The organism is Burkholderia sp. IDO3 (assembly GCF_003366075.1).
Lineage (GTDB): Bacteria > Pseudomonadota > Gammaproteobacteria > Burkholderiales > Burkholderiaceae > Burkholderia > Burkholderia anthina.
On sequence record NZ_CP028964.1, the window covers coordinates 272,151 to 298,480 of the forward strand.

22 protein-coding genes are annotated in these 26,330 nt (G+C 67.6%); 14 read left to right on the forward strand and 8 right to left on the reverse strand.

Annotation, left to right across the window (positions count from 1 at the left end):
• Nucleotides 1-2: 2 nt before the first annotated feature.
• On the reverse strand, nucleotides 3-1,406 hold the full coding sequence (locus tag DCN14_RS32920) for an MBL fold metallo-hydrolase (protein ID WP_096505917.1): 1,404 nt from the start codon (nucleotides 1,404-1,406) through the stop codon (nucleotides 3-5).
• A gap of 283 nt (nucleotides 1,407-1,689) precedes the next feature.
• On the opposite strand from DCN14_RS32920, the gene DCN14_RS32925 reads away from it, so the two are divergent.
• Nucleotides 1,690-2,109, forward strand: coding sequence for a hypothetical protein (locus DCN14_RS32925; protein WP_096505919.1), 420 nt, complete (start codon nucleotides 1,690-1,692; stop codon nucleotides 2,107-2,109).
• Nucleotides 2,110-2,229: 120 nt separating this feature from the next.
• Here DCN14_RS32925 and DCN14_RS32930 read toward each other — a convergent pair whose 3' ends face one another.
• From DCN14_RS32930 to DCN14_RS32950, 5 genes are read right to left on the reverse strand one after another with little or no spacing between them, the layout of a single operon-like run.
• Nucleotides 2,230-3,720 (reverse strand): efflux transporter outer membrane subunit, encoded by a 1,491-nt coding sequence (locus DCN14_RS32930; RefSeq protein WP_096505921.1) that lies wholly within the window; start codon nucleotides 3,718-3,720, stop codon nucleotides 2,230-2,232.
• On the reverse strand, nucleotides 3,698-4,783 hold the full coding sequence (locus tag DCN14_RS32935) for a biotin/lipoyl-binding protein (RefSeq protein WP_096505923.1): 1,086 nt from the start codon (nucleotides 4,781-4,783) through the stop codon (nucleotides 3,698-3,700). The genes DCN14_RS32930 and DCN14_RS32935 overlap by 23 nt, the downstream gene beginning before the upstream one ends.
• Nucleotides 4,780-5,484 carry an ABC transporter ATP-binding protein gene (locus DCN14_RS32940; RefSeq protein ID WP_172441909.1) on the reverse strand — a complete coding sequence of 235 codons (705 nt, stop codon included), beginning with the start codon at nucleotides 5,482-5,484 and terminating at the stop codon, nucleotides 4,780-4,782. Before DCN14_RS32940 ends, DCN14_RS32935 begins: the two co-directional genes overlap by 4 nt.
• Nucleotides 5,481-6,617 carry an ABC transporter permease gene (locus tag DCN14_RS32945; protein ID WP_096505927.1) on the reverse strand — a complete coding sequence of 379 codons (1,137 nt, stop codon included), beginning with the start codon at nucleotides 6,615-6,617 and terminating at the stop codon, nucleotides 5,481-5,483. Before DCN14_RS32945 ends, DCN14_RS32940 begins: the two co-directional genes overlap by 4 nt.
• Before the next feature lie 28 nt (nucleotides 6,618-6,645).
• A complete protein-coding gene (locus DCN14_RS32950) occupies nucleotides 6,646-6,834 on the reverse strand; it encodes a DUF2964 family protein (RefSeq protein WP_096505929.1) in 189 nt (62 codons plus the stop codon).
• A gap of 242 nt (nucleotides 6,835-7,076) precedes the next feature.
• Between DCN14_RS32950 and DCN14_RS32955 the strand changes: the two genes are divergently transcribed.
• Both DCN14_RS32955 and ftsH read left to right on the forward strand, forming a co-directional pair.
• Nucleotides 7,077-7,724: a BON domain-containing protein gene (locus tag DCN14_RS32955; protein ID WP_096505931.1), complete on the forward strand. Its 648-nt coding sequence runs from the start codon at nucleotides 7,077-7,079 to the stop codon at nucleotides 7,722-7,724.
• Nucleotides 7,725-7,858: 134 nt separating this feature from the next.
• Entirely contained in the window at nucleotides 7,859-9,766 is a 1,908-nt protein-coding gene (ftsH, locus tag DCN14_RS32960; protein ID WP_096505933.1) for an ATP-dependent zinc metalloprotease FtsH, read from the forward strand.
• 53 nt (nucleotides 9,767-9,819) lie between these two features.
• On the opposite strand, the gene DCN14_RS32965 is transcribed toward ftsH, so the two are convergent.
• Nucleotides 9,820-11,613, reverse strand: a complete 1,794-nt coding sequence (locus DCN14_RS32965; protein WP_096505935.1) for an adenosylcobalamin-dependent ribonucleoside-diphosphate reductase — start codon at nucleotides 11,611-11,613, stop codon at nucleotides 9,820-9,822.
• 233 nt (nucleotides 11,614-11,846) lie between these two features.
• On the opposite strand from DCN14_RS32965, the gene DCN14_RS32970 reads away from it, so the two are divergent.
• From DCN14_RS32970 to pntB, 4 genes are all read left to right on the forward strand, one after another.
• Nucleotides 11,847-12,782, forward strand: a complete 936-nt coding sequence (locus DCN14_RS32970; RefSeq protein WP_096505937.1) for a 1-phosphofructokinase family hexose kinase — start codon at nucleotides 11,847-11,849, stop codon at nucleotides 12,780-12,782.
• A 480-nt stretch (nucleotides 12,783-13,262) separates the two neighbouring features.
• Nucleotides 13,263-15,974, forward strand: coding sequence for a GMC oxidoreductase (locus DCN14_RS32980; protein ID WP_096505939.1), 2,712 nt, complete (start codon nucleotides 13,263-13,265; stop codon nucleotides 15,972-15,974).
• Between the two features lie 571 nt (nucleotides 15,975-16,545).
• Nucleotides 16,546-18,144 carry a Re/Si-specific NAD(P)(+) transhydrogenase subunit alpha gene (locus tag DCN14_RS32990; RefSeq protein WP_096505943.1) on the forward strand — a complete coding sequence of 533 codons (1,599 nt, stop codon included), beginning with the start codon at nucleotides 16,546-16,548 and terminating at the stop codon, nucleotides 18,142-18,144.
• 13 nt (nucleotides 18,145-18,157) lie between these two features.
• On the forward strand, nucleotides 18,158-19,570 hold the full coding sequence (gene pntB / locus DCN14_RS32995) for a Re/Si-specific NAD(P)(+) transhydrogenase subunit beta (RefSeq protein ID WP_096505945.1): 1,413 nt from the start codon (nucleotides 18,158-18,160) through the stop codon (nucleotides 19,568-19,570).
• A 188-nt stretch (nucleotides 19,571-19,758) separates the two neighbouring features.
• On the opposite strand, the gene hpaR is transcribed toward pntB, so the two are convergent.
• Nucleotides 19,759-20,160 (reverse strand): homoprotocatechuate degradation operon regulator HpaR, encoded by a 402-nt coding sequence (gene hpaR, locus DCN14_RS33000; RefSeq protein WP_096506105.1) that lies wholly within the window; start codon nucleotides 20,158-20,160, stop codon nucleotides 19,759-19,761.
• 173 nt (nucleotides 20,161-20,333) lie between these two features.
• On the opposite strand from hpaR, the gene DCN14_RS33005 reads away from it, so the two are divergent.
• From DCN14_RS33005 to hpaI, 7 genes are read left to right on the forward strand one after another with little or no spacing between them, the layout of a single operon-like run.
• Nucleotides 20,334-21,101 carry a fumarylacetoacetate hydrolase family protein gene (locus tag DCN14_RS33005; RefSeq protein ID WP_096505947.1) on the forward strand — a complete coding sequence of 256 codons (768 nt, stop codon included), beginning with the start codon at nucleotides 20,334-20,336 and terminating at the stop codon, nucleotides 21,099-21,101.
• Nucleotides 21,098-21,856, forward strand: coding sequence for a fumarylacetoacetate hydrolase family protein (locus DCN14_RS33010; RefSeq protein WP_096505949.1), 759 nt, complete (start codon nucleotides 21,098-21,100; stop codon nucleotides 21,854-21,856). The genes DCN14_RS33005 and DCN14_RS33010 overlap by 4 nt, the downstream gene beginning before the upstream one ends.
• A gap of 16 nt (nucleotides 21,857-21,872) precedes the next feature.
• On the forward strand, nucleotides 21,873-23,330 hold the full coding sequence (gene hpaE / locus DCN14_RS33015) for a 5-carboxymethyl-2-hydroxymuconate semialdehyde dehydrogenase (RefSeq protein WP_096505951.1): 1,458 nt from the start codon (nucleotides 21,873-21,875) through the stop codon (nucleotides 23,328-23,330).
• A 48-nt stretch (nucleotides 23,331-23,378) separates the two neighbouring features.
• Nucleotides 23,379-24,242 (forward strand): 3,4-dihydroxyphenylacetate 2,3-dioxygenase, encoded by an 864-nt coding sequence (hpaD, locus tag DCN14_RS33020; RefSeq protein ID WP_096505953.1) that lies wholly within the window; start codon nucleotides 23,379-23,381, stop codon nucleotides 24,240-24,242.
• A gap of 16 nt (nucleotides 24,243-24,258) precedes the next feature.
• Complete coding sequence (locus DCN14_RS33025) at nucleotides 24,259-24,660, forward strand: 5-carboxymethyl-2-hydroxymuconate Delta-isomerase (RefSeq protein ID WP_096505955.1); 402 nt, start codon at nucleotides 24,259-24,261, stop codon at nucleotides 24,658-24,660.
• Nucleotides 24,661-24,680: 20 nt separating this feature from the next.
• Nucleotides 24,681-25,484 carry a 2-oxo-hept-4-ene-1,7-dioate hydratase gene (gene hpaH / locus DCN14_RS33030; protein WP_096505957.1) on the forward strand — a complete coding sequence of 268 codons (804 nt, stop codon included), beginning with the start codon at nucleotides 24,681-24,683 and terminating at the stop codon, nucleotides 25,482-25,484.
• Nucleotides 25,485-25,493: 9 nt separating this feature from the next.
• Entirely contained in the window at nucleotides 25,494-26,300 is an 807-nt protein-coding gene (hpaI, locus tag DCN14_RS33035; RefSeq protein WP_096505959.1) for a 4-hydroxy-2-oxoheptanedioate aldolase, read from the forward strand.
• The last annotated feature ends 30 nt before the right edge of the window (nucleotides 26,301-26,330 follow it).

Consider the following 26,330-nt stretch of genomic DNA (forward strand, 5'->3'; position numbering starts at 1 on the left):
CGTCAGGACGACAGCGCGGCAGGCGCCTGCGTGCCGCCGGCTTCGACTGCGTCCAGATCGACGCACTGCTCGTAAGTCGGCACCTCGCACGGCCAATGCAGGGTCTCCGAAATACGCCGGCGCAATGCATCCGCGGCGGCGGGTTCGCCGTGCGTGATGAAGGTCCGCACGGGCGCGCACTGCATCGTGCCGAGCCACTTGAGAATCTCTTCGTAGTCGGCATGGGCCGACAGCGCCGTGATCGATTCGACCTGCGCGCGCACGCGGACGTACTCGCCGTGAATCTTCAGCGTCGGCTCGTGTGCGGCAAGCGCCGCCCCGCGCGTGCCGGCGGCCTGATAGCCGACCAGCGCGACCGTGTTGCGCGCATCGGGCGCGTAGCGGCTGAGGTGATGCAGCACGCGCCCGCCGGTCGCCATCCCGCTGCCGGCGATGATGACCATCGGGCCATGATGTTCGGCGATCGCTTTCGACTGCTCGACCGACCGGATCATCGTCGCCGCGTGGCCGAGCGCGTTCGCTTCGGACACGGTCAGCCGGTGTTCGAGGATATGGTGGCGATAGATCTCGGTCACATCCGTCGCCATCGGGCTGTCGAGGAATACCGGGACGCGCGCCATGCGGCCGGATGCCTTCAGCCGCGCGATGTAGTGCAGGATTTCCTGTGCGCGGCCGACGGTGAAGCAGGGCATCACGACGACCCCGCCGCGCGCGAAGGTCCTGTCGAACAGTGCGGCCAGTTCGTTCTCGGGATCCGACACCGGATGCAGGCGGTCGCCGTACGTCGATTCGACCACCAGGTAATCCGCATGCGCGGGCGGCTGCGGTGGCTGCAGGATCGGGTCGTGATAGCGGCCGAGGTCGCCGGAGAACGCGAGCACCTTGTGATCCCAGTGCATCACGACGCTCGCCGCGCCCAGAATGTGCCCGGCCGGCAGCAGGCGAAACGCCAGCCCGCCACCCAGCGCGGTGCATTCGTCGAACGCGACGGGCTTCAGCAGGTGCAGCGCGCGCTGCGCGTCGTCCAGCGTGTAAAGCGGCTGCGCGGGATGGTGCTTCGAATAGCCGTGCCGGTTCGCGAAGTCGGCTTCCTCTTCCTGCAGCCGCGCGCTGTCGCGCAGCATGATGTCGCAGAGTTCGGCCGTGGCCGCCGTGCAGTACACCGGGCCGCGATACCCTTCGCGCACGAGCAACGGGAGATAGCCGGTGTGATCGATATGCGCGTGCGTGAGCACGACCGCGTCCAGCGTGTCGGGCGCGAGCGGCAGCGGACGCCAGTTGCGCAGCCGCAGGTTCTTCGTGCCCTGGAACAGGCCGCAGTCGACAAGGACGCGCCGGCCGCCATGCTCGACCAGATACTTCGAGCCGGTCACGGTTTCGGTCGCACCGAGAAAAGTCAGTTTCATGGATCGCCTCACCGGGAGTCGAGAGAGCAGTGAATCGATTACATCCCGAATGCGCGTGGGGCGGTTGACCGAAATCATGATTTGCGGGATATCCCTGCGCGCCGGGCAAGATGCGCGGACGGCACGCGGCTTGACGACGATCAACCTTCGGCCCCGGCGGTGGCAGAATAGTGATGGCGTGCGCGCCTGCGGTATCTGCGGTGTCGTGTCGTGACCCCGTTATCCGCGCAAGCCTTGCGCGCGATGCGTATCGGTTTCACGAGCCTTTCGGGATGCACTCATCATGACGTTGATCGCCAATCTGGATGGGGCCGGGCCGCTCTACCGGCTGTGTTTCGTCCGCTCGCCGTGGGCGTGGTTTACCTGCTTGCCGCTCGACGAGCAATGCGGCGAGCGCTGGGCGGACGTGCCGTACCAGAACGCCGCGAAACCGCCGTACGGCGATTCGCGCGCGCAGTTGCTCCGGGTTGCGTTCGATGCGCCGCGCCTGTTGCCGCCCGAGGCCGGGCGGCACGGGCAGGCATGGAGCGTCCAGCAGATCAACCGCGGTGCGGTGCCGTGGCTGCGCAGCGAGGATTTCGTCGACGCGATGACGCTGACCGTTCCGGCCGGGACGACGCTTGCCGCGTTCGTCGAGAAGATCGAGGCCGCCGGCGGCACCGTCTACGGCCCGCTCGGCTGGGCGGAACTGCCGCCCTGGTAGCGGCCCGGCATCGTCGCGCAAACGGGCTGAACGCGGCGGAATGCCCGCGCGGCGCGCTTGTCGGCCCGTTTGTCAGTCTATTTGTCAGCCTGTTTGTCAGCCCGGTCGTCAGCTCGCACGTCAGCCCGCGTCGCCCCAGCCGCCGCCGAGCGCGACGTAGAACGCGACCGTGTCCTGCAGGCGCTGCGCGACGGCCTGCAGCCACGCAATCCGCGCCTGATGGTATTGCACGTCCGCGACCAGCAACTGGACGTAGCCCGCGATGCCCGCATCGTAGCCGGCCTGCGTCAGCTTCAGCGCATCGCGGGCCGCGGCCATCGCGCGGGCCTGCGCGTCGAGCGCCGTCGCGTCGTTGGCGAGCGCGCGCAACGTGTCGGCCACCTGCGAGAACGCCGACAGGACGACCTGCCGGTAGCTCGCATCGGCTTCGTCGTACGCATCTTGCGCGGCGCGCCGCTGGTTCAGCAGCGTGCCGCCGTGAAACAGCGGCGCGGTCAGCCCGGCGCCGGCACTCCACGCGCGGCCGGCCGGCGCGAAGAGCTGGCCGGCGACGATGCTGTCGAATCCGCCCGATGCGGACAGCGTGAGGTTCGGGTAGAGCGCGGCCGTCGCGACGCCGACCTGCGCGCCGGCCACGTGCAACTGGGCTTGCGCCTGCAGGATGTCGGGCCGGCGGCGCACCAGCGACGACGGCGCCGTATCGGGCAGGCTGGCGGGCAGCGCGATGCCATCGAGCGACAGGTCCGGTGTCTGCCAGTCGACCGGGTAGCGGCCGGCCAATAGCGCAAGCAGGTCGTCGGCCTGCGCGCGCTTCTGGTCGAGCGCGGGCAGGGCCGCCTCGAGCGACGCCCGCTGCGATTCCAGCGTCAGCACCGCGACGTAGGCCGCTGCGCCGGCCGTCACCTGCGCGTGCGTCAGACGAATCTGCTCGTCGAGCAGGGCGATCATTTCGCGCGTGGCCGCGGTCTCGTCGCGATAGGCGGCGCGCGCGACCATCGTGTTGACGACGTTGGCGGTCAGCATCAGGTAGGCGCCCGCCAGCGCCTGGCGCTGCGCGTCGACGCCGGCCGCCAGCGCTTCGACCTGGCGCCGTTCGCCGCCCCACAGATCGAGCGTATAGCTGACCGTCGCGGACAGCGTGAACAGGTTGAAGATCGATGCCGGCAATGCCTGGCCCGTGCGCAGCGGCGCATCACGCTGGCGCGCCGCACCGGCCTGCGCATCCATCTGCGGGAAGAAGATGCCCTGGCCGGCCCGCAGTGCGTGTTCGCTGCGCCGCAGCGTCGCTTCGGCGAGATCGAGCGTCGGGCTGCCGGTCAGGGCTTCGTCGACGGTCGCGTCGATCGCGCGGCTGCCGAAGCGCGTCCACCAGTCGCGCGTGAGCGCCGTATCCGCCGACAATGCCTGCGTCCGGCCGTCGCCGCGCCAGGGGCCGGCCGCCGCGCGCGGATCGCCGGGCGGCACGAAGCGGGCGACGCGCGGCGCGGGCGGCGGGACGAAGTCCGGCCCGACCGTGCATCCCGCGAGCAGCGCGGCGATGACCAGCGCACCCGCCCGGCGGCGCGGTGCATGCGCGCGATGGATGCCGTTATTTGCCTGCGACGTACACATCGACGATCTGCCCGGGAAACAGCCGCACATTCCTGTTCGGCACGATACGGAAAATGACCGGCAGCACGCGCACGTCGACACGCTCGGTGCGCTGGTCGGACAGCTCGATCTTCGGCGTGACGTACGGCTGCACGCGGACGAACTGGAGATCGGCCTCGACCGACGTGCCGCGCACGAACATGTGCGCCTTCAGCGCATGGAGGTCGGGCAACTGATGGATCAGGATTTCGTCGATGTAGCAGCGCACCTGCAGGCGGTCGACCGGCGTGCCGAGCACCGCGACGGGCGCGTTGCCCTGCGTGTAGGTGTCGTACAGCCCCTGCGAGGTCAGGTAGGACCCGACGGCTGCATTCATCGCCAGGACCGTGCCGTCGGCGGGCGCGCGCAGCGTGTAGCGGGCGAGCAGCGCGGCCGCCGCGTCGGCCGCGCGCCGCAGCGCGATGGCCTGCGCTTCCTGGTTGCGCACGTCGTAGCGCCATGCGCCGGCTTTGGTCAGACGATACTGCCGCGTCACGACGTCCAGGTTGGCCGCCGCGACGCGCACCGCGTTCGCGGCCGTGTCGAGCGCGTCGCGGCTGACGGCTTTCGGATCGATGTCGTACGCGTGCCGCTGCTTGTCGTACTGATCCTGCGCGAGCTTCAGGCTCGCCTGCGCGGCCGTCGTCTGCGCGCTGGCCACGTCGAGCACCTCGCGACGCGGCTGCGCCTTCAGTTCGTCGAGCAGCGCGTCTGCCGCGTCCGCCTGTGCCGCGAGCTGGGCGGCGGTGGCGCGCTGCACCGAGTCGTCGATCGTCAGCAGCGCGTCGCCGGCCTTCACCGGGTCGCCGTCGTGCACGAGAATGCGCGTCACCGCGCCCGACACGTCCGGATAGACGTTCACGTTCGCGCCGGCCGGCTGCTCGCTCTCCACGATCCCGTTCGCATAGACGCCGCGCGCGTACGGATTGGCGGCCGGCTTGAATACCGGCGGCTGCGGCGGTTCCTGACGACTGTAAACCCAGGCGGCCACGAGGCTTGCCAGGAAGCCGAGCAGGGCCGCCACGAACACGAGCCGGTGTTTCATCGCGCACCTCCGCGCTCGATTCCGTTGAGCTGGCCGTCTTCCATGCGCAGGATGCGGTCCGCGTATTCGAAGATCCGCGCGTCGTGCGTGACGATCACGATGCAGCGCGTGTCGTTCAGCACCTTGTGCTTGACGAAGTCGATGATCATGCGGCCCGTGTCGCCGTCGAGCGACGCGGTCGGCTCGTCGAGGATCAGCAGGTCGGGCTGGCTGACGATCGCGCGCGCGATCGCGACGCGCTGCTGTTCGCCGCCGGACAGCTTGACGGGCGGCAGTTGCGCGCGGTTCTTGAGCCCGACGACGTCGAGATAGACGAGCGCCTCCTTCATCGCGTCATCCCACGGCCGGCGCTTCAGGATCAGCGGGATCGCGACGTTCTCCGCGGTCGTGAGCCGCGGGAACAGGTGATAGTCCTGGAACACGAAGCCGATCCGGTTCAGCCGGAAGTCGGCGATCGCGTCGTTCGGCTGCGCCCACAGGTCGACGCCGTCGATCGCCACCGAGCCGGATTCCGGGCGCAGGATGCCCGAGATCACGCTGAGCAGCGTCGTCTTGCCGCTGCCGGACGGGCCGACGATCAGCAGCATCTCGCCGAAGTTCGCCTGCATCGACACGTCGCGCAATGCCTGCGTGCGCGCATCGCCTTCGCCGAACCATTTGCTGACGCCGCGGGCGTCGATCGCGATGCCGGCCATCGTCATCCCCGGAAGATGTCGAACGGCTCGATGCGCAGCACGCGCCGCACGCCGAGATAGCTCGAGATCGTCGCGATCACGACCACCATGCCGAACGCGAGGGACAGGTTGCCGAACGTGATGAGCGCCGCGTAGTCGGGAATCTGCAGTTTCGCGAGACTGATCATCAGCACGCACAGCCCGACGCCGATGCCGTAGCCCGTCAGCGCGGTGAAGGTCGCCTGGAACAGGATCATCGCGACCAGCTCGTGGCGCTTCGCGCCGATCGCCTTCAGCGCGCCGAACTTGTCCAGGTTCTCGAGGATGAACGCGTAGAACGTCTGGCCCGAGATCGACAGCCCGATGATGAAGCTGATGATCGTCATCAGCATGATGTTGGTGCCGAGCCCGGTCTCGTACTTGTAGAAGCGCGAGATCTGCGCGATGAATTCGTCGCGCGTGTACGCGCGATAGCCGAGCGCATTCACCACTGCCTGGATGTGTGCGATGTCCGCATCCGACTTCGGCTCGACGAGGATGTAAGACGTCGTGAAGCGCGGCGACGGGATGTACCGGATCGCGCGGGCGTACGTGGTGTAGAGCGTCGGTGTGCCGAACAGGCCGCTCGCGGCGACCTTCGCGATGCCGACGATCACGCCGCGATGATCGTTCAGTTCGAAATCGGTGCCAACGGCCGGATTCTCGAGCTTCGGAAACTCGGGATCCTGGATCGCGATGAAGCCGTTCTCCGCGTAGATGTCCTCGATGCGGCCCTGCAGCATCGTCGGGCGGCCGAGCAGGCTCGCGTCGTCGAGGCCGACGACCGTCACGGCCTGGTAGGTGCCGGAGCGCAGCTTCACGAGCGCGGCGCCGGAGTAGAGCGGCACCGCGTACTTGACGCCGTCGATGCTGCGCACCGCATCGAGCACGTAGTCGGGCATGCCGATGCTGTTCGCGATCGTCTTCACGGCCGGGTCCATCACCCAGACCTTCGCGCCGATATTGATGACCGACGCCGACGACTTGTTCAGGATGCCGGCGAACAGCGACGTCATCTCGATCATCAGCAGTACCGAGAACGTGATGCCGACGGTCAGCGCGGTGAATTTCGCGCTGTCGTTGACGAGCAGCTTGAACGCGAGTCTCAGGATGCCGTTCATGGTGGCGAGGGCGGCGGTGTCGCGCGTGTCACGGGCGGTCGCCCGCGCCGGGATTCAGCAGCACGACGAACGCGAGGATGCTCGAGATCAGCGTGACGATCGCGTACCTGAACACCCGCTCGTCGAACAGCATCCCGTGCACGATGCCGACCAGCGATGCAATCGCGATGAACACGCTGAGCGTCGCAAGAACGATTCGATACTGTTTGCGGATCATGACGGTCTCCCGGGGGCGGGGTTGTCGCTCCGCCTGTCGTCATGATCGCGTTGCGCGCGGACGCGCCGTTGATCTGTATCAACGGGCAAAATCGGCCGCGGCACGGTCGACATGCCTCGTGCCGGCACGCCGTTGATTGATCCTCGTCAAGCCGCCGACGTCGCCGTGCGCGATGCTGGCTGCAGTGCGGCACGCATCCGATCGCAAGCTTCGCGACCGGCACCGGCCGCCGGGAGACCGACATGAAGTCCGATGCAGCACTCAAGCAGGACGTCGAGCAGGCGCTGTTCTGGAATCCGGCGGTCGACGCGCGTCGGATCGACGTCGATGTCCGCGACCGGATCGTGACGTTGCGCGGCACGGTCGACAGCTGGGCACAGAAGCTCGAGGCGCAGAAAACGGCGCTGCACGTCGCGGACGCGCGCGCGCTGGTGCTCGAACTGAGCGTGACCCCGCCCGAGAACGCCTGCGCGGACCAGGAACTGGCGGTTGCCATCACGTTCGCGCTCGGCTGGCAGGAGGCGTTGCGCGATCACGCGATCCGCGTCGAGGTCGATCACGGCTGCGTGACGCTCGACGGCGAGGTCGATCATGCGTTCCAGAGCCGCGCGGCGGAAGCCATGGTGAGCCGGATGATCGGCGTCGTCGGCGTGGCGAACCGCATCCAGGTGCGTGCCGACCGCACGGTGCCGGACGTCGGCACCCGGATCGCCGAAGCGCTCGCGCGTCGCGCGCAGCGCGAATCCGCGGGAATTTCGATCGAAGCGGCCGACGGCATCGTCACGTTGACGGGCACGGTCGCCTCGCTGGCCGAACGGCGTGCCGCGTGCGGTGCGGCGGGATCGGTGAGGGGCGTCCGGGAGGTCGTCGACCGGCTGACCGTTGCCTGAGCGGCTTGCACAGGCTGTCTGCTGCCAGGAGAAGCCGCCATGAACCGTTCGCATACCGGCCGGCCGAGCTGCGGGCGCACTGGACGCGCAACGATGCGTGAGCGCACGGTTGCCGGTCGGGCGGGCCCTACTCCATGAAAAAATCATTCGATTACGCCGGGCTGTTGATCCCGATTGCGTTCGCGGCGCTGGTCGCGGTGCAGCTCCTGATGGATCAGCCGGCCACGACGTCGATCTCGTACAGCGACTTTCACCGGCTGGTGGACGCCCGGCTCGTCGACGATCTGGAAATCGGCCCGTCGTCGATCTCGGGCACGCTGCGCATGCCGGAAGCCGGCGCGGCGCTGCCTGCTTCCGACGCGGCCGCGGTGAAGAAGACCGGCGCGCCGTGGCGCTTCACGACGAACCGCGTGAGCGACGACAGTCTGGTCCCGTCGCTGACGACGGCGGGGATTCGCTACCGCGGCGCGGCGGATACGGGCTGGATCGGGACGCTCGCGACATGGGCGTTGCCGTTGATCGGTTTCGTCGCGATCTGGAGTTTCATGATGCGGCGGCCGGGCGGCATGAGGGATCTGAGCGGTATGGGCAAGAGCCGGGCCCGCGTGTATATGCAGAAGGAAACCGGCATCACGTTCGACGACATCGCGGGCATTGACGAAGCGAAGGCCGAGTTGCAGCAGATCGTCGCATTTCTTCGCAATCCGGAACGTTATCAGCGGCTCGGCGGCAAGATTCCGAAGGGGGTGCTGATCGTCGGCGCGCCCGGTACCGGCAAGACGCTGCTGGCCCGCGCGGTCGCCGGCGAGGCCGCGGTGCCGTTCTTCACGATCAGCGGCTCGGCGTTCGTCGAGATGTTCGTCGGCGTCGGCGCGGCGCGCGTGCGCGATCTGTTCGAGCAGGCCCAGCAGTGCGCGCCGTGCATCGTGTTCATCGACGAGCTCGATGCGCTCGGCAAGGCGCGCGGTGTCGGCCTGATGTCGGGCAACGACGAACGCGAGCAGACGCTCAACCAGCTGCTCGTCGAGATGGACGGTTTTCAGGCCAATTCGGGCGTCATCATCATGGCCGCGACCAACCGGCCGGAGATCCTGGATCCCGCGCTCTTGCGCCCCGGACGGTTCGACCGGCACATCGCGATCGACCGGCCGGACCTGACCGGCCGCAAGCAGATCCTGGCCGTGCATACGAAGCGCGTGAAGCTCGCGCCGGACGTGGACCTGGCCGAGCTGGCGCAGCGTACGCCGGGATTCGTCGGTGCCGATCTCGCGAACGTCGTCAACGAGGCCGCGCTGCATGCGGCCGAACTCGGCAAGCCGGCGATCGGGATGGAGGATTTCGACGAAGCCATCGATCGCGCGATGACCGGCATGGAGCGCAAGAGCCGCGTGATGAACGAACAGGAGAAGCGGACCATCGCGTACCACGAATCGGGTCACGCGCTGGTGGCGCAAAGCCGCGCGCATTGCGATCCGGTGAAGAAGGTGTCGATCATCCCGCGCGGGATCGCGGCGCTCGGTTACACGCAGCAGGTGCCGACGGAGGACCGCTACGTGCTGCGCCGAAGCGAGCTGCTCGATCGGCTCGACGTGTTGCTCGGCGGAAGGGTGGCCGAGGAAATCGCGTTCGGCGACGTGTCGACGGGCGCGCAGAACGATCTCGAACGGGCGACCGCATTGGCGCGCCACATGGTCATGCAATACGGGATGAGCGAAAAGGTCGGCCTCGCGACGCTCGACGACGGCGCGCTCCAGGGCGGGGCGCCGGGCGTGTGGACGCCGGGCGACGGTCGCTGCAGCGAACACACGGCGCAACTGATCGACGAAGAGGTGCGCGCGCTGCTCGAGGACGCCCACGCGCGGGTCGCGGCGACGCTCGGCGAGCACCGCGATGCGCTCGGGCGGATCGCGCGCAGCTTGCTGCAGCATGAATCGATCGACCACGACATGCTGGTGGCGCTCATCGCGCCGCCGGACGATGCCGGCGAGACGCCCGCGCCGGCGCAAGACGACACGGAAGCGATCACGGGCGCTTCCGCCTGAAAGCGCGATCGCACGCCATCGCGCCGGGCGCCCGCTGGCGCCCATCGCGCCGTTCAACAACGGATGCAGACGGCGCCGTCGCAAGGTTGTGCCGCATCGTCGGTGACGACCGCCGCGAGCCGCGGATCGGGCCGGAACACCGTGATGCCCTTGAGACCGTCGCGCCACGCCTGGAAGAGCAACGCGTCGACCTGCGCAAGCGAACACTGGCCGGGCATCGTCACGGTCTTCGAGATGCCGGCGTCGACGCACGGCTGCAACGCCGCAAGCATCGCGACATGGTCGGCCGGCGCGATATCCGCCGCCGTGACGAAATAGTCCGGCAGTTGGACGCTGTCGCCATGTAGTTCGCGAAACAGCCGATACGCGTGATTCTCGACACGAAACGGCCGGACCCGGCCGTCGGCGGTGCGCACCATGCGGCGCTGCGTCCAGCCGACGGCCGGCTCGATCCCGTTCGAGCAGTTGTCGCAGAACGCGAGGCTCACGCTGCCGGCCGGCGCGAACGACAGCAGATGGCTGTTGCGCAGCCCGTGCCGTGCGATCGCGTGATGCACCTTCAGCGGCAGGCGCATGCGGTATGCGGGGCCGCTCAGGTAGGCGGCCGGATCGTAGGCCGGGAACACGCCGCGCTCGCCGGCAAGCGCGGCCGACGCGGCAAACGCATGCTCGCGCATCGTCAGCACGATCCCGCGCGCAACCGCGCGGGCTTCGACGCTGTCGTAGCGCAGCCTCAGCATCGTCAGCGCGTCGCCCAGTCCGGTTACGCCGACCCCGATGCGGCGCGTGCGCCGCGCTTCGTGCTCGTGCGTGGCGAGCGGCCACGCGGTCAGATCGAGCACGTTGTCGAGCATGCGGACCTGGATACGTACCGCGTCGACGAGCGTCGCGAAGTCGAAGTGCGGTTTGCCGTCGACGCCGAACGGGTGGAGAACGAACCGCGACAGGTCGATCGGCCCGAGCACGCAGCTGCCGTACGGCGGCAGCGGCTGCTCGCCGCACGGGTTCGTCGCGTCGATCCGCTCGTGCTCGCGCAGCGGATTCGCATCGTGGATCGTGTCGAGGAACAGCAGCCCCGGTTCGGCGCTGTCGCGTGCGGCGCTGACGATCTCGCGCCACAGCGTGCGTGCCGGAAGCGTCGCGTAAAGATAGCGTCCATCCGGCTGCCGGGGCGCGGTGGCGGAACCGGAACGGCGCGGCGCGTGATGGACGAGCGCCCACGGCCGGTCGCGCTCGACCGCCTCCATGAACGCGTCCGTGACGCCGACCGACAGATTGAACGTCGGCCAGCGCGCGCGGCCGCGCTTGGCCGCGACGAATGCGGCGAGGTCGGGATGGTCGCAGCGCAGCACGGCCATTTGCGCGCCCCGGCGCGGGCCGGTGAACGGCAGCGCCCGGCACATCGCATCGAAGCGGTCGATCGCGGCGCATGCGCCGCGCTCGGATGACGCGCGCCGCTCGTACGCATCCGCAGGCGGCACCGGCGAGAAGTCATAGCCGATTCCGCCGCCCATCGACAGCGTGAGCCGTGCGTCGTCGAGCGCGTGCGCGAGCGCCGCGTCGACGGCCGGCACGGCTGCACCGGCCGGCACCGCGAGCGGATGGACGAAGCAGTTGATCATCGTCCCGCCGGTATCCGCGCCGGCGTTCGCGAGGATGCGGCCCGCGCCGATCGCGCCGCGCCGCAGGTTCCGGAAGAATGCACGCTCGCACTGCGCGCGCAGGTCCGGCGGCTCGGCGAGCGACAGCGCACGGGCGACGCGATGGAATACCGCCGCGTGCGACGTCTCGCCGGGCTGCGCATAGCGTTCGGCGAACACGGTGGTGCAAAGCGGCTGCTCGTCCATGGCGGGGCCCGGCAACGACGGATGATTCACTGTAGGAGCCTGCCCGGACGGGGCGTTGATCGAGCGCAATCGGGCGACGCGGCGGCATCGCTTGACGGGCGTCAAGGCTGCAACCCGCATCGACCGTAACGTGAGGGCACGGCCGGCACGCACCGGTTAGCGGGAATCGCCGTGCCGGCGTCTGCCGCGCAAGCCGGCCGATCGCGCCTGCCGTCGACCGAGAGCCATACGCCATGACCGATATCGTCACCGTCACATTGAATCCCGCCGTCGACGTCGCGACGTCGGTCGAGCACATGGTCGACACGCACAAGCTGCGCTGCGCACGGCCGCGGCGCGATCCCGGCGGCGGTGGAATCAACGTCGCCCGGACCATTCACCGGCTCGGGGGCGACTGCGTCGCGCTGTACCTGGCCGGCGGGCCGACCGGAGACGTCCTGACGCTGCTGCTCGAGGCCGAGCACCTGCCGGGCATGCGAATCCGGATCGCCGGCGAGACGCGCGAGAACGTCTGCGTGACCGAGACCTCGACCGGGCGCGAATACCGTTTCCTGATGCCGGGGCCGCTGGTCGCGGAGGCCGAGTGGCGCGACTGCGCGGCCCGCATCGAGGCGATGCAGCCGGTGCCGCGCTATCTCGTGTTGAGCGGCAGCCTGCCGCCCGGCGTGCCGGAAGACCTTTATGCAACGCTTGCCCGGGAAGCCCGGGCAAGGGGCAGCCGGGTGGTCGTCGATGCGGCCGGCCGTGCGCTGCAAGCGGCCCTCGACGCCGGCGTCTATCTCGTGAAGCCCAGTCTCGGCGAACTGGGCGGGCTGGCCGGAGCAACCCTCGACGAGACGGCGGCATGCCGGAGGGCGCGTGAGCTCGTGGAACAGGGGCGGGCGGATATCGTCGCGTTGACGCTGGGTGCGCACGGCGCATGGGTCGTCACGCGCGATCGCACGCTGCGCCTGCCCGGCAGGCCAGCCGCGGTCCGCAGCACGGTCGGCGCCGGCGACAGTTTCGTCGGCGGCATGGTCTGGGCGCTGGCCCGCGGCGTGCCGCTCGACGATGCGTGCCGCTACGCGCTGGCCGCATCGGCTGCGTCGGTCGAGCATCCCGGCACGGCGCTGTGCACGCGCGACGATGTCGAGCGGATTCATGCCGAACTGGTTGCGCAGGCAGGCTGACGTGCGGGTAGCCCGACGCGTGCGCGCATTTCGCCGATGCGCGATGCCGCGCGGCTGCCGTGCCGTCGGACAGCATGCGCGCGCGGCGAATGACCGTGAGCTCGAAGCCGGCGCGGAAGCCGGCGACGGTGACGACTTCGACCGGGCCGCCGCTCGGATGGTGCGACCATCCCGCGTAGTGAATCACGTTGCCGTCGCCGATGTAGATCCCGTGATGCATGTAGCCGGGCCGGCATTGCGACCTTCCGATGGATGCCGTTTATGTGAGATGGAGCACACTGCTTTCCGGCGGTGTCGGTATGTTGTCGTTTCGGCCGAAGCCGTGTCGGATTGTCAGAGCGACGACGGGGCAATGCGGCATTGCAACGCGGCCACCGTACTCGCCGACATTCCCGCACCGGGACAACCTGTTGGACAGCATCCCGCTCGTGCCGCCGCGTCAAACCTGCCGGTGTGGACGCGAGTCACCGATATCGAGAGATGACGCAATATTTTGACTTCGAAGCAGACGAGTTGCCCGGCGATCCGTTGTCGGCATCGTTCGACCTCGTCGTCGTCGGTGGGGGCGCCGCGGGCCTGACGATCGTTCGCGAGCTGTCCGGCCTGGGCCTGAACATCCTGCTGCTGGAAAGCGGCGGACTCGAAGAATCCGCCGACCACGAAGCGCTCAACGACGTCGACGTCGAAGGATCGCTGCAAGACGCCGAACTGCAGCGGTCCCGCCACGCATCGCATGCGTTTCAATTGAAATTCTGGACCACGCAAACGCAGAAGTTCGGCGTCCGGTGTCGCGTGCTCGGCGGCTCGACCGCGGGATGGGCCGGAAAGGTCGCGCCGTTCGATGCGCTCGATTTTGCCGCGCGCGAGTGGATCGCCGACTCCGGATGGCCGATCACCGCTTCGGATCTCGCGCCATACATTCAGCGTGCCGCGCGGCACCTCGATGTCGGCCCGATCCTCGGCGGCCCCGCATTCTGGCCGGCAGCGAAATTGCGCGAGCCGGCCGAAATGGCGCGCATGAAGCATGTGTCGTCGTTCTTCTGGCAGCTTGCGCGTTCTCATCGCAATCTGACGGACGTGATGCGTTTCGGACCCGACTTCAGAAGCGAATCGCATCGCGGCGTGACGACCGTGTTCAACGCGACGGTGCGCGCGATCCAGACGGATCGCACCGGCGTGACGGGCGTCGAGATCGTGTCCTCGCTGTCGGGCAAGCGACGCCGCACGTTGCTGTCGAGCCATGTGGTGCTGGCGGCCGGCGCCATCGAAAACGCCAGGCTGCTGCTCCTGTCGCGGGATGAGGTCGGCAATGCGCTGGGGAATGCGCGTGGCGTCGTCGGCCGTTATCTGACGGATCACCCATGCATGTCGATCGGCGAGTTTTCGCCGGACAGCCAGGCGTCGGCCGCCGCGTTGCTCGGATTCTTCTCGTTGCAGCAGGACTATCGCGCGTTCATGTATTCGCATGGGCTGGCGATCCGCCCCGACGTGCAGCAGGCACAGCGTCTGCCGAATATGGCGGCGTATGCGAACGCCCGCATCTCGAACGACGATCCGGTGGTCGCGTTGAAACGGCTGGCAAAGCGGCAAAGCGAACGCCCGCTGGCCGATCTGATCCTCGTGTTGCAGCGCTCCGGCGTGGTCGTGAGTTTCGTCGGGCGGCGGATACTCGGTAGTTCGATCCTGCCGCGGCGCGTGCGCCGTCTGATCGTCGACGCGGTCATCCGGCTCGATGCGAATTTCGTCGCGCGTGACTACGTGGCGAAAGGCACCGGCAGAAAAATCGAGAAGGTGACGCTCGACGTCATTTGCGAACAGCCGCCGATGCGCGAGAACCGCGTGACGCTGTCGAGCCGATGCGACCGGCTCGGATTGCCCGTGGCGAGCGTCACGTGGGAGTCGGGAAGCGCGATGAAACAGGCCGTGGTCACGTTCGCGCGCCTGCTCGACGGCGACTTTCGCGACGCCGGCATCCAGGGCTTCGCGCTGCGGCCGGAAATCGCGGCGGGCGACCTGTCGGCCATCGCGCTGCACGACATGGCGCACACCGCCGGCACGACGCGAATGGGACAGGACCCGGCAACGAGCGTCGTCGACGCGGACTGCCGCGTGCACGACGTTCGCGGCCTCCATATCGCGGGCGCGTCGGTTTTCCCGACGAGCGGGCATGCCAATCCGACCATGGTGATCATGGCGCTCGCGATCAGGCTCGCCGACCATCTGAAATCGCAGCTGGTCGCGCGACGGATCGCGGCGTTGACGCGGCCTGCCGCGGCAAACGACGACACGAGGCCGCTCGTCCTGGTGACGGGGGCGACCGGCAACCTGGGCGCACATGTCGTCGATCAGCTGATTCTGCAAGGCTATCGGGTGCGCGGGCAGTTTCACCGCAAGGTGCCGGCCGATGCGCGGGTCGAATGGGTCGCGGTCGATTTCTCCGACCGCGAGCTCGCGGATGCCGCCCTGGACGAACTGGTCGATGGCGTGACGGCCGTCGTCCATCTGGCGGCCGGTCTGCCCGGCACGCCGGATCTGGAAACGATCAACGTCGCCAATCTGGAGCGCTTTGCCCAGGCGTGCATCCGCCGCGGCGTCGGCTATTTCGGACACGCGAGTTCGATGGTGGTCTACGGCTCGCCGCGACATCGGCTCGTGGATGAAACGGCGCCGTTGCTCGACATGACCCGCCCGATCGAAAAGCAGTATTTCGAGGCGCCGGAGATGCGCGACTACGCGCGCAGCAAACGCATCGGAGAGGACATCCTGTCCCGATGCTCGGCGAGCATGCATGTCGATCTGTATCGGATCGCACTCGCGCAGCAGCCGGGCTATCTCGAGGCATCGCTGCGCTGGAGCAGGACGAAGCGGCTTTTTGCGCTGTACCGCAACAGTCACTATATTTCGCCGCACAACGTCGCCAGGGCGATCGTGCATCTGCTGCGGCGCTCGATCGACAGCGCGAAGCGTGACGGGATCGACGCGTTCAATATCGCCGACACGCATTCGCCGACGTATGAGGAAGTCTATCGGCGCGCGGGGCGCAAGCCGATCGTCCACGTGCCGTTGCTCGCGGATGTCGCGAAAAGCCTGGCCGTCGGCAAGACCGTGAAAAAGCGCTATCCGATGGGCTTCTATCGTCTCGACGACAGCAAGCTGCGGTCAACGGGTTTCGTGCTCGATCGCCAGGATTGAGCGCGCCGTTCGGCTGCGCGCTACGTGGCCCCGTGGTTTCGCGGGGGGCCGGTTTGGTCGCGCGGTCGATGAACGCGAGGATTTCGACACGATCGACGCGCGCGCAAACGACATCGCCGGCAAGGTCGACGCGCCGCCGGGCAATGAGACGGGCGAGCGGGTGCGTGGCATTGCGGGCACGGGTCGCGGCGGTTCCGCATGAGCCTTTCGCATATCGACCGGTCGGTCGGCGAAACGGGCCGGCTGATGCCGCGGGGATCGCCGCAAATCGGGCCGCGCGTCGCGCAGCGGCGCGACACGGCGGATGCCTTGGAGCAGGCCGTCGTCGCGGCCGGTCATCCGTTCGGCCGACGCAATCTTTCGTGTACGTGGATAAAACACAACAGTACGATGGAATGCGTGCGCGGCGCACGCACGCGCTTCGCCTGCACTGACGCGGGCATCGCGGCCGGACGGGCGTGATCGTGTTTAGCGAACGGTCGTTCGATCATTGACGCGAATTCACATGATTCTGGTAACTTGACGCACCGGCCCGAGCGCTTCGCGATGGCCATTACCCAACTTTCATAATATGACACTACAGATTGGGATTCCTCTGGAGATAGCCACCGGCGAACGGCGCGTAGCGACCGTGCCCGAGGTGGTTGAGAAACTGATCAAGCTGGGGTTCTCGGTGGCCGTGCAAAGCGGTGCCGGGGAGGGGGCGAATTTCGACGACGACGCGTACCGCGCGGCCGGCGCGCGTATTGCCGCCACGGCGGCCGAGCTCTGGGCGGGCAGCGATATCGTGCTCAAGGTGCGCCCGCCGAGCACGGAAGAAGTCGCGTCGATGCGCGAGGGCGGCACGCTGATCGGCTTCGTGTGGCCGGCGCAAAACCCCGAACTGATGGCGCAACTGGCCGCGAAGCGCGCCACGGTGCTGGCGATCGATTCGCTGCCGCGCACGCTGTCGCGCGCGCAGAAGATGGACGCGCTCACGTCGATGGCCGGCATCAGCGGCTATCGCGCGGTGATCGAGGCCGCGCATGCGTTCGGCCGTTTCCTGAACGGCCAGGTCACGGCGGCCGGCAAGATTCCGCCGGCGAAGGTGTTCATCGCCGGCGCCGGCGTGGCCGGTCTGGCCGCGATCGGCACCGCGGCCAGCCTCGGCGCGATCGTGCGCGCGAACGACACGCGCGCCGAAGTGGCCGATCAGGTCAAGTCGCTGGGCGGCGAGTTCGTCAAGGTCGACTACGAAGAAGAAGGCTCGGGCGGCGGCGGTTACGCAAAAGTGATGAGCGAAGGCTTCCAGCAGGCGCAGCGCGCGATGTATGCGCAGCAGGCCAGGGACGCCGACATCATCGTCACCACCGCGCTGATCCCCGGCAAGCCGGCGCCGAAGCTCATCACGGCCGAGATGGTGCAGTCGATGAAGCCCGGCAGCGTGATCGTCGACATGGCCGCCGAGCAGGGCGGCAACTGCGAACTGACGGTGCCGGGCGAGGCCGTGGTGCGCCACGGCGTGACGATCGTCGGCTATACCGATCTCGCATCGCGCCTGTCGCGACAGTCGTCGACGCTGTACGGGACCAACCTGCTGCGCGTGGTCGAGGAGCTGTGCAAGGGCAAGGACGGCACGATCAACGTCGACTTCGACGACGATGCGATCCGCGGGCTCACCGTGATCAAGGAAGGCAACGTCACGTGGCCGCCGCCGCCGATCAAGCAGGCGGTCGTCGCGCCGAAGCCGGCGGCGACCGCGCCCGCCGCCGCACCCGCGAAGTCGAAAGGCCACGGTCACAGCGGCGAGCCGATGTCGGCGAAGGCGCTCGCGATCGTATTCGCGATCGGCGCGGTGGCGTTCCTGCTGGTCGGCCAGTTCGCGCCGGCCAGCTTCCTGTCGCACTTCACGGTGTTCGTGCTCGCGTGCTTCGTCGGCTACATGGTGATCTGGAACGTCACGCCGTCGCTGCACACCCCGCTGATGAGCGTGACCAACGCGATCTCGTCGATCATCGCGATCGGCGCGCTCGTGCAGGTCGCGCCGCCGCTGGATGAGCTGGCCAATGCCGGCGACCGTCCGTCCGGGCTGATCCTGGGCCTGGCGGTGGGCGCGCTGACGCTCACGGCCGTCAACATGTTCGGCGGCTTCGCGGTGACGCGACGCATGCTGGCGATGTTCCGCAAATAAGGGGACGACAATAATGACTTCAAACCTGACCACCGTCTCCTATATCGGCGCTGCGATCCTGTTCATCCTCAGCCTCGGCGGGCTGGCCAATCCCGAGACCGCGCGCCGCGGCAACCTGCTCGGGATGATCGGCATGCTGATCGCGGTGCTGGCCACCGTGCTCGGCCCGCGCGTGTCGGCCGCGGGCATTCCGTACGTGATCGCGGCGCTCGTCGTCGGCGGCGCGGTCGGCCTGTACGCCGCGAAGAAAGTGCAGATGACGCAGATGCCGGAACTGGTCGCGCTGATGCACAGCCTGGTCGGCCTCGCGGCCTGCCTGGTCGGTTTCGCGAGCTATATCGACACGTCGGTGCAGTTCGCGGGTGCCGAGAAGGCCATCCACGAAGTGGAGATTTATGTCGGCATCCTGATCGGTGCGGTCACCTTCGCGGGCTCGATCATCGCGTTCGGCAAGCTGTCGGGCAAGATCGGCGGCAAGCCGCTGACGCTGCCGGCGCGGCACTGGCTGAACCTGGCCGGGCTGCTGATCGTGCTCTACTTCGGCCGCGCGTTCCTGCATGCGGAAACCATCCAGGACGGGATGCTGCCGTTGATCGTGATGACGGCGATCTCGCTGCTGTTCGGCGTGCACATGGTGATGGCGATCGGCGGCGCGGACATGCCCGTCGTGGTGTCGATGCTCAACAGCTACTCGGGGTGGGCGGCGGCGGCCACCGGCTTCATGCTCGGCAACGACCTGCTGATCGTGATCGGCGCGCTGGTCGGCTCGTCGGGCGCGATCCTGTCGTACATCATGTGCCGCGCGATGAACCGCAACTTCATCAGCGTGATCGCGGGCGGCTTCGGCGGCGGCGCGCCTGCGGCGGCGGGCGGCGGTGCCGGCGCGCAACCGGCCGGCGAGGCGGTGGCGGTGAGCGCGGTGGAAACGGCCGAGCTGCTGCGCGAAGCGAAGCGCGTGATCATCGTGCCGGGCTACGGGATGGCCGTGGCGCAGGCCCAGCACACGGTGTACGAGCTCACGAAGCTGCTGCGCGAGAAGGGCGTCGACGTGCGTTTCGCGATTCACCCGGTCGCGGGCCGCATGCCGGGCCACATGAACGTGCTGCTGGCCGAAGCGAAGGTGCCGTACGACATCGTGATGGAGATGGACGAGATCAACGAGGACTTCCCCGAGGCCGACGTGTCGATGGTGATCGGCGCGAACGACATCGTGAACCCGGCCGCGCAGGACGATCCGACGAGCCCGATCGCGGGGATGCCGGTGCTGGAAGTGTGGAAGGCGAAGACGTCGATCGTGATGAAGCGCAGCATGGCTTCGGGCTATGCGGGCGTCGACAATCCGCTGTTCTACAAGGACAACAACCGCATGTTGTTCGGCGACGCGAAGTCGATGTTGAACGAGATCTTCGGTGCGCTGAAAGCCTGAGGATGGCCGCGCGGCCGGCCAGGGCCGCGGGTCCGGGCCGGCGGCGCGCGGCTTCGAGGTATCGTCGGCCCGCAACGCATCGTCAGTGCGTTGCGGGCCGATGTCCGTCAGGCGTGACCGAATGCGGGCGGCGCGCTTCGGCCCCGTTTCCGGGTTCGCGGCTCCTCCGGCAGCACGCAGGCAAGCGATCAGTTTTCTTCCAGCCCCGCGAGCAGGTCGTCGACCGCCTGGTAGACCCGTGTCACGACATCCTTGCCGACCTCTCGCTCCAGGTCGGCGTATCGCTGTTCCAGATCCTGCGTCAGCGTGCGAACCAGGTCGATGCTCGTCGGCGTCAGGGAAACCAGAACGCGGCGCTGATCTTCCGCGAACCGCGCCTTCGTAATCAGTTCCAGCGCCTCCATCCGCGCCAGCACGCCCACCATGCTCGGGCTCGAGATCGTACAGAGATCCGAAAGCTGCCGAGGCTCCATCGGCCCCTGCTCGTGCACCGCGCGGATGATGCGCCATTGCTGCTCGGTGAGCCCGTGCGCGGTCAGGAGCGGCCGGAAGCGCTCCATGATCTTTTCCCGCGCGCGCAGAAGCATCATCGGAAGATTGCGATGAGGCGCGTCGTGCTTGTCTTTGACATCCATACCGTTGATTGCGCTTCAGCTTCGTTGCAGCGGGGAATTCCCTTGGGCTGCATGTTCTCTCTTGACGCCCGATGATATCAGGCGAAATAATACTAACATGTGAGTGAAATGCAGAGGGACGAATCGTGATGCTTGCACCTGTCGACCATGTGCTTCGCCTGGAGGGAGAGCCGCTTGCGCGTGACGTCGATGCGCGCACCGCGGCGTCGCTCCTGTCCGGCGGCGCCAAATGCCGGCCTCCCGTCGAGGGCGCCGTTTATGGGACGTTGCTGAACGACCGCGCGGCGCTCGACGCGCTGGGAGACGCGGTCCATGCCGCCCCCTACAAGGCGCCGCCCAAGGCCCCGGTGCTGTACGTCAAACCGCGCAATACGCGGGCGGGGCACGGTGCGAAGGTCGTCGTGCCGGGCGGCACGAGCGGCGTCCAGATCGGCGGCTCGCTGGGGATCGTCATCGGGCGCACCGCTTCGCATGTCAGCGTTGCCGACGCGCTCGACCATGTCGCCGGATACACGATCGTGGCCGATCTGTGCGTGCCGCACGAAAGCGTGTATCGCCCGTCGGTCCGGTTCCGCGCGCGGGACGGCTTCTGCGTGATGGGGCCGGCCGTCGTCGCGCGCCGCCTGGTCGCGGACCCCGACGCGCTGCCGATCTCGGTGAGCATCGACGGCCGGCAGACGTTCCACGCCAACACGGCGACGTCGATCCGGCATGTCGCGCAACTGATCGCCGACGTCACCGATTTCATGACGCTCGGGGCCGGCGACGTGCTCACGCTGGGCGTCCCGCACGGCGCGCCGCTGGCTCGGGCCGGCGACATCGTGACGGTATCGATCGGCGCATGGCCGGCCCTCACGTTTTCGATGACGAGCGAAGCAGCAGGAGGCAAGCAATGATGCGGGGCCGTGTTGCATATTCGGGTGCCATTCACGAGGCATACCCGCACGAAGCGGGCGTCCGGCTCGCCGACGGGCGCGTGTGTCGCGAGAGCGAGGTCGTGTGGCTGGCGCCCATCGAGCCGGGGACGATCTTCGCGCTGGGATTGAACTACGCGGAGCACGCGAAGGAACTGCAGTTCTCGAAGCAGGACGAACCGCTCGTGTTCCTGAAGGGGCCCGGGTCCGTCATCGGCCACCGCGGGGTGACGCGCCGTCCTGCCGACGTGACGTTCATGCACTACGAGTGCGAACTGGCGGTCGTGATCGGCAAGCCGGCCAGGGCGGTCAGGCGCGAAGACGCGATGCAATACGTCGCGGGTTACATGATCGCGAACGACTACGCGATCCGCGACTATCTCGAGAACTACTACCGCCCGAACCTGCGCGTGAAGAACCGCGATGGCGGCACCGTGCTGGGCCCGTGGTTCGTCGACGCGCAAGACGTCGCCGACGTCACGAACCTCGAATTGCGCACGTTCGTGAACGGCAAGCTCGAGCAGAAGGGCAATACGCGGGATCTCGTGACCGGCATTCCCGCGCTCATCGAGTATTTGAGCGGCTTCATGTCGCTCGCCCCCGGCGACATCATCCTGACGGGCACGCCGGAAGGGATCGTCGATGTGAAGGCAGGCGACGAAGTCGTTTGCGAAATCGACGGTCTCGGCCGTCTTGTCAACGTGATTGCATCCGACGCGGAATTTGGCCGCAACTGACTGATTAGGATTACCTATGCGAATCGACCATCTGATCAACGGGAAGTCTGCGGCCGGCAGCAGCTACTTCGAGACCGTCAACCCGGCCACGCAGGAAGTGCTCGCCGAAGTCGCGAGCGGCACCGCGCAGGACATCGATGCCGCCGTGCGCGCGGCGAAGGAGGCGTTCCCCGCGTGGGCCGGCACGCCGGCCACCGAGCGCGCGAAACTGCTGCGCAAGCTGGGCGAGCTGATCACGAAGCACGTGCCGGAACTCGCGAACACCGAGACGCGCGACACGGGGCAGACGATCTCGCAGACGGGCAAGCAGCTCGTGCCGCGGGCCGCGGACAATTTCACGTATTTCGCGGAAATGTGCACGCGCGTCGACGGGCATACCTACCCGACCGGCACGCACCTGAACTACACGCTGTTCCACCCGGTCGGCGTCTGCGCGCTGATCTCGCCGTGGAACGTGCCGTTCATGACGGCGACGTGGAAAGTCGCGCCGTGTCTCGCATTCGGCAACACGGCGGTGCTGAAGATGAGCGAGCTGTCGCCGCTCACCGCGTCGATGCTGGGCGATCTCGCGCTCGAGGCGGGCATTCCCGCCGGCGTGCTGAACGTCGTGCACGGCTACGGCAAGGAAACCGGCGAGCCGCTCGTCGCGCATCCCGACGTTCATGCGATTTCGTTTACGGGCTCCACGGCGACGGGCAACCGCATCGTCCAGGCCGCGGGCCTGAAGAAGTTCTCGATGGAGCTCGGCGGCAAATCGCCGTTCGTGATCTTCGACGATGCCGACTTCGAACGCGCGCTGGACGCCGCCGTGTTCATGATTTTCTCGAACAACGGCGAGCGTTGCACGGCCGGCTCGCGCATTCTCGTGCAGAAGTCGATCTACGCGAAGTTCGCCGAGCGCTTCATCGAGCGCGCGAAGCGGCTGACCGTGGGCGACCCGCTCGGCGAGAGCACCATCGTCGGGCCGATGATCAGCCAGGGGCACCTCGCGAAAGTCCGCAGCTACATCGAGCTGGGCGCGAAGGAAGGCGCGACGCTCGCCTGCGGCGGCCTCGATGCGCCGACGCTGCCGGACGCGATGAAGCACGGCAACTTCGTCACGCCGACCGTGTTCGTCGACGTCGACAACCGCATGCGCATCGCGCAGGAAGAGATCTTCGGCCCGGTGGCCTGCCTGATTCCGTTCGACGACGAGGCGGACGCGATCCGCATCGCGAACGACATCGCGTACGGGCTGTCGAGCTACGTGTGGACCGAGAACACCGGCCGTGCGCATCGCGTGGCGGCGTCGATCGAAGCGGGCATGTGCTTCGTGAACAGCCAGAACGTGCGCGACCTGCGTCAGCCGTTCGGCGGGACGAAGGCGTCGGGCGTCGGCCGCGAAGGCGGCACGTGGAGCTATGAAGTGTTCCTGGAGCCGAAGAACGTCTGCGTGTCGCTCGGTTCGCATCACATTCCGCGCTGGGGCGCGTAAGCCGATTCGCCGGCTGCATCCGCACACCGCGTCATCAGGAGACAGAAATTGGGAAAGCTCGCCCTCGCCGCGAAAGTCACGCACGTGCCGTCGCTGTATTTGTCGGAGCTCGACGGCCCGCACAAGGGCTGTCGCCAGGCCGCGATCGACGGCCATCATGAAATCGGCCGGCGCTGCCGCGAACTCGGCGTCGACACGATCGTGGTGTTCGACGTTCACTGGCTCGTCAACAGCGAATACCACATCAACTGCGCGTCGAAGTTCGAAGGCATCTACACGAGTAACGAACTGCCGCACTTCATCAACAACATGCGCTATGCGTACCCGGGCAACACGGCGCTCGGGAATGCGATCGCCGACGTGGCGAACGAGATGGGCGTGAAGACGCGCGCGCATAGCGAAACGTCGCTGGATCTCGAATACGGCACGCTGGTTCCGATGCGATACATGAATGCGGACCAGCACTTCAAGACCGTGTCGATTTCCGGCTGGTGCATGTGGCACGACCTGCCGACGAGCGTCCGTTTCGGCCTGGCGGTGCGCAAGGCCATCGAGGAGCGCTACGACGGCACCGTCGCCATTCTCGCGAGCGGCTCGCTCAGCCACCGCTTCGCGAGCAACGGCACGGCCGAGCAGTTCATGCACAAGGTGTGGGATCCGTTCCTCGAGGAAACCGACCGGCACGTGGTGTCGCTGTGGGAAAAGGGCGACTGGAAGACGTTCTGCGGCATGCTGCCGCTCTACAACGAAAAGTGCTGGGGCGAGGGCGGCATGCACGACACGGCGATGCTGCTCGGCGCGCTCGGCTGGGATCGCTACGAAGGCAAGGCCGAGGTGGTGACGCCGTACTTCGGCAGTTCGGGCACCGGCCAGATCAACGCGATCCTGCCGGTCACGCCGTTGCCCGTCTGACCATTGGGAGCAGCAGATGCCACATCTCACACTCGAATACAGCAACAACCTGGCGGACGAGGACAGCATCGCGCTGCTGTGCCGCAAGCTCGCGCACAGCCTCGACGCGCAGCGCGAGGGCGGCCAGCGGGTATTCCCGCTGGGCGGGATCCGCGTCCGGGCGCTGCGCTGCGACGCATTCTGCATCGCCGACGGCCGGATCGAGGACGCCGCGTTCCTGCACGGGAACCTGAAGATCGGCGCCGGACGTTCGGAGGCCGCGAAGCAGGCCGCCGGCGATGCGCTGTTCGACATCATCAGGCAGCACTTCGCCGACGCGTTCGAGCGGCACGGGCTCGCGTTGTCGCTGGAGATCAACGAATTCAGCGAAGCCGGCACCTGGAAGCACAACAATCTGCATGCGCGGCTGAAGGCCTGAGCGCGAAGGGCACGTTCATCATGTTGGACCAAACGACGATCCGCGAACTCGCGGAGAAACTGGAACACGCCGAAAAGACGCGCACGCAATTGCGCCACTTTTCCGCGGCCTACCCCGGGATGACGATCGAGGACGGCTACGCGATCCAGCGGGAGTGGGTGAAGATGAAGCTGGATGCCGGGCACGTGATCAAGGGCCGCAAGATCGGCCTGACCTCGCGCGCGATGCAGCGTTCGTCGCAGATCACCGAGCCGGATTACGCACCGCTGCTCGACAGCATGTTCATCGAAAGCGGCCAGGACATTCCGGCGGACCGCTTCATCGCGCCGCGCGTCGAGGTGGAGCTCGCATTCATTCTCGACAAGCCGCTGACGGGCCCGAACGTGACGCTGTTCGACGTGCTGGATGCGACCGCCTATGTGACGCCCGCCGTCGAGATCATCGACGCGCGCATCGAGCAGTTCGATCGCGAGACCCACGCGCCGCGCAAGGTGTTCGACACGATCTCCGACTTCGCGGCCAATGCCGGGATCGTGCTGGGCGGCCGGCCGGTGCGCCCCATGGACGTCGACCTTCGCTGGGTCGGGGCGCTGCTGTACAAGAACGGCGCGGTGGAGGAGAGCGGGCTCGCGGCAGCGGTGCTCAACCATCCCGCGACGGGCGTGGCGTGGCTCGCGAACAAGATCGCGCCGTACGACGAGCGCCTGAACGCGGGCGACGTGATTCTCAGCGGCTCGTTCACGAGCCCGATTCCGGCGCGCGCGGGCGATACGTTCCACGTCGACTACGGCCCGCTCGGCGGGATCGCGTTCAAGTTCGTATAAGGAGCAGGCATGGACCGAATCAGGAACCCGTTCAAGCAGGCGCTGGCCGAAGGCCGGCCGCAGTTCGGCCTATGGGCCGCGCTCGCGGATCCGTACGTGGTCGAGTTGCTGGCGACGGCCGGCTTCGACTGGCTGCTGATCGACAACGAGCATGCGCCCAACGACGTGCGCAGCACGCTCGCGCAATTGCAGGCGATGGCCGCGTACCCGACGCATCCGATCGTGCGCCCGGTGAAGAGCGATACGGCGCTGATCAAGCAGTTCCTCGATATCGGCGCGCAGACCTTGCTGCTGCCGATGATCGATACCGTCGAGCAGGCGCGTGAAGCCGTCGCCGCGACGCGCTATCCGCCCGACGGCGTGCGGGGTGTCGGCAGTGCGCTGGCGCGGGCCTCGCGCTGGAACCGGGTGCCGGACTATCTGGCCCGCGCGAGCGACGCGCTATGCGTGCTGGTGCAGGTCGAGACCGTCACGGGGCTCGCCAGTCTCGATGCGATCGCGAACGTCGACGGTGTCGATGGCGTGTTCTTCGGGCCGGCGGATCTGAGCGCGTCGATGGGTTTCCTCGGCAAGCCGGGCGAGGAATCGGTGCGCGCGGCCATTCGCGACGGCATCCGCACCGTGCGCCGGGCGGGGAAAGCGGCGGGCGTGCTCGCGCCGGACCGCGCGTTTGCAAACGAGTATCTGGACGCCGGCGCGACCTTCGTTGCGGTCGGCACGGATACGGGATTGCTGAGCACGGCGGCCGCCCAGCTTGCAACGAGCTACACGGGCGAACGCGCCTCGCGACCGGCCGCCGAACGCGGCGGGTACTGAAGTCGGGGGAGGCCGCCGGGATATCGGCGG

What these genes read in the sequence shown, in the direction of transcription:
- DCN14_RS32920 (WP_096505917.1), bottom strand. Translation starts at nt 1,406, where the DNA reads ATGAAACTGACTTTTCTCGGTGCGACCGAAACCGTGACCGGCTCGAAG.
- DCN14_RS32925 (WP_096505919.1), top strand. Translation starts at nt 1,690, where the DNA reads ATGACGTTGATCGCCAATCTGGATGGGGCCGGGCCGCTCTACCGGCTG.
- DCN14_RS32930 (WP_096505921.1), bottom strand. Translation starts at nt 3,720, where the DNA reads ATGTGTACGTCGCAGGCAAATAACGGCATCCATCGCGCGCATGCACCG.
- DCN14_RS32935 (WP_096505923.1), bottom strand. Translation starts at nt 4,783, where the DNA reads ATGAAACACCGGCTCGTGTTCGTGGCGGCCCTGCTCGGCTTCCTGGCA.
- DCN14_RS32940 (WP_172441909.1), bottom strand. Translation starts at nt 5,484, where the DNA reads ATGACGATGGCCGGCATCGCGATCGACGCCCGCGGCGTCAGCAAATGG.
- DCN14_RS32945 (WP_096505927.1), bottom strand. Translation starts at nt 6,617, where the DNA reads ATGAACGGCATCCTGAGACTCGCGTTCAAGCTGCTCGTCAACGACAGC.
- DCN14_RS32950 (WP_096505929.1), bottom strand. Translation starts at nt 6,834, where the DNA reads ATGATCCGCAAACAGTATCGAATCGTTCTTGCGACGCTCAGCGTGTTC.
- DCN14_RS32955 (WP_096505931.1), top strand. Translation starts at nt 7,077, where the DNA reads ATGAAGTCCGATGCAGCACTCAAGCAGGACGTCGAGCAGGCGCTGTTC.
- ftsH (WP_096505933.1), top strand. Translation starts at nt 7,859, where the DNA reads ATGAAAAAATCATTCGATTACGCCGGGCTGTTGATCCCGATTGCGTTC.
- DCN14_RS32965 (WP_096505935.1), bottom strand. Translation starts at nt 11,613, where the DNA reads ATGGACGAGCAGCCGCTTTGCACCACCGTGTTCGCCGAACGCTATGCG.
- DCN14_RS32970 (WP_096505937.1), top strand. Translation starts at nt 11,847, where the DNA reads ATGACCGATATCGTCACCGTCACATTGAATCCCGCCGTCGACGTCGCG.
- DCN14_RS32980 (WP_096505939.1), top strand. Translation starts at nt 13,263, where the DNA reads ATGACGCAATATTTTGACTTCGAAGCAGACGAGTTGCCCGGCGATCCG.
- DCN14_RS32990 (WP_096505943.1), top strand. Translation starts at nt 16,546, where the DNA reads ATGACACTACAGATTGGGATTCCTCTGGAGATAGCCACCGGCGAACGG.
- pntB (WP_096505945.1), top strand. Translation starts at nt 18,158, where the DNA reads ATGACTTCAAACCTGACCACCGTCTCCTATATCGGCGCTGCGATCCTG.
- hpaR (WP_096506105.1), bottom strand. Translation starts at nt 20,160, where the DNA reads ATGATGCTTCTGCGCGCGCGGGAAAAGATCATGGAGCGCTTCCGGCCG.
- DCN14_RS33005 (WP_096505947.1), top strand. Translation starts at nt 20,334, where the DNA reads ATGCTTGCACCTGTCGACCATGTGCTTCGCCTGGAGGGAGAGCCGCTT.
- DCN14_RS33010 (WP_096505949.1), top strand. Translation starts at nt 21,098, where the DNA reads ATGATGCGGGGCCGTGTTGCATATTCGGGTGCCATTCACGAGGCATAC.
- hpaE (WP_096505951.1), top strand. Translation starts at nt 21,873, where the DNA reads ATGCGAATCGACCATCTGATCAACGGGAAGTCTGCGGCCGGCAGCAGC.
- DCN14_RS33025 (WP_096505955.1), top strand. Translation starts at nt 24,259, where the DNA reads ATGCCACATCTCACACTCGAATACAGCAACAACCTGGCGGACGAGGAC.
- hpaH (WP_096505957.1), top strand. Translation starts at nt 24,681, where the DNA reads ATGTTGGACCAAACGACGATCCGCGAACTCGCGGAGAAACTGGAACAC.
- hpaI (WP_096505959.1), top strand. Translation starts at nt 25,494, where the DNA reads ATGGACCGAATCAGGAACCCGTTCAAGCAGGCGCTGGCCGAAGGCCGG.